2 protein-coding genes and 1 pseudogene are annotated in these 1,610 nt (G+C 27.8%); all 3 read left to right on the forward strand.

The window, feature by feature from the left end; translation table 11 throughout:
- The first annotated feature begins 60 nt into the window (after window positions 1–60).
- Window positions 61–1,092 (forward strand): replication initiation protein, encoded by a 1,032-nt coding sequence (locus tag CQA69_RS08790; RefSeq protein WP_137621396.1) that lies wholly within the window; start codon window positions 61–63, stop codon window positions 1,090–1,092.
- Window positions 1,093–1,281: 189 nt separating this feature from the next.
- Window positions 1,282–1,443, forward strand: a complete 162-nt coding sequence (locus tag CQA69_RS09010) for a hypothetical protein (RefSeq protein ID WP_171000383.1) — start codon at window positions 1,282–1,284, stop codon at window positions 1,441–1,443.
- A pseudogene (locus CQA69_RS08795) lies at window positions 1,427–1,610 on the forward strand (mobilization protein); the annotation flags it as partial. The gene CQA69_RS09010 and the pseudogene CQA69_RS08795, both read left to right, overlap by 17 nt.

A 1,610-nucleotide genomic window follows, 5' to 3' on the forward strand; every position in this document is an offset into this window, starting at 1 on the left:
TAAGACCGCAGGGGCAGTAAAGCCCCTTGCCTTTAGGGTTATACTTCAAAAGGTAAAAAAATGAGCGATATTGTTAAATACCACAACGACTTCAATAAAATCAAGCTACCTAGCTTTACAGAACAGGAACAAAATATACTTTTTGGAATTCTTACCAAAATTAAAGAAAAAAAAGCAGGTGAAAATATAGAATTTACACCAAGTGAACTTTTAAATTTTAGCACAGAAAACCTTACTAATAAAGCTTTAGGAGATATGCTTGTAATATTAAGAGATAAATTTTTTAAAGCTGATTTTACGATTTTAATCGAAGACAAAGAAAGAGATTTGATCGGAAAAGAAATTATAAATCTTTTTCAAAGTTTTAAATTATGGTATCCAAAAGGAGATTATAATTATAATAATTTGCTTAGAATAGAAATGTCAATTAATCCACGATTTGAATACCTTATTAATCAATTAACCGCTAATTTTACAGCTTTTGAATTAGCCGAATTTATAGCCCTTAGCGGTAAATATACAAAAACTCTTTACAGGCTTTTAAAACAATACAGGACTACAGGCAAAGCACGTTTTGAATGGAATGAATTTTGTAAAATTATGGATATACCTGAAAAATATCTAATGCATAATATCGACAAATGGATTTTAAAACCAGCGATTAAAGAACTTTCAAAAGAACGCAACTTATTTGACCAAATCAGAGTCCCTTTTAAAAATTTAGCTTATGAGAAAGAGAAAGAAAAAGGAACTAGAGGAAGGGGCGGTAAAGTTTCAGCAATCGTCTTTAGCTTTAAACCAGAAAATATCGAAATGCAAAAACTAGGGAAAGAAGTTAGTAAAACTTTGACTTTAGAACAAAAAATAATCCATACCTGTAACGAAATATTAAGAACAAAAATAAAGTTTGAATATGAAGGTAAAATATATCAAGTTTTATCATTTGATATTGAAAAGCTTTCTTTACAATGTGTAGAGATGATTAGAGACGAATACGAAAACCTTGTAAATAATTCTTATAAAGAATTTACAGCTAAAGACAAAGAGCAATTTAAAAGAATGCTTGATACTTTTTTAAGCAATATTTGCTAAAATAATATTTAATCGAACTTGATGAGATTAAATATTAAAAGCCACGCAGTGCAAATTAACTCCTTGCTTGTCAAGGTGTCTAATTTGCAAATTAGACACCTTATTAAAATAAGATGCTAATTTGTTTTAAAAAAAATATGATATAATTTCACAAGTTCAATTATATATTTTTTTTAAAAGGGGTTGCAAATGGATTTACAAGAAAAAAGAAAAGCGGTTTCCAAGTTTAATAAAGCTTTGAAAGATTTAGCTAAATTAGAAGCTGAAAAAAAACGCATTGAAACTAAAATAGAAAATGCAAAAAAAATTATACAAGAATTTGATATAAAAATAAATGGCTCAAATATCTAGTATTAATTTTAAAAAATCTAATCCAATACAAACTCAACATAACGATCGAGACTTACCACCGAATTATTTAATCGGTGGGGCGGTTGAATGTAATCGTAATCACCGAGAAGCTTTGATTTTAAAAAATAAAATCATTAAAGAAGCGATTGAAAATTACACCAAAAGAA

The organism is Campylobacter estrildidarum, assembly GCF_005406205.1.
Taxonomy (GTDB): Bacteria; Campylobacterota; Campylobacteria; order Campylobacterales; family Campylobacteraceae; genus Campylobacter_D; species Campylobacter_D estrildidarum.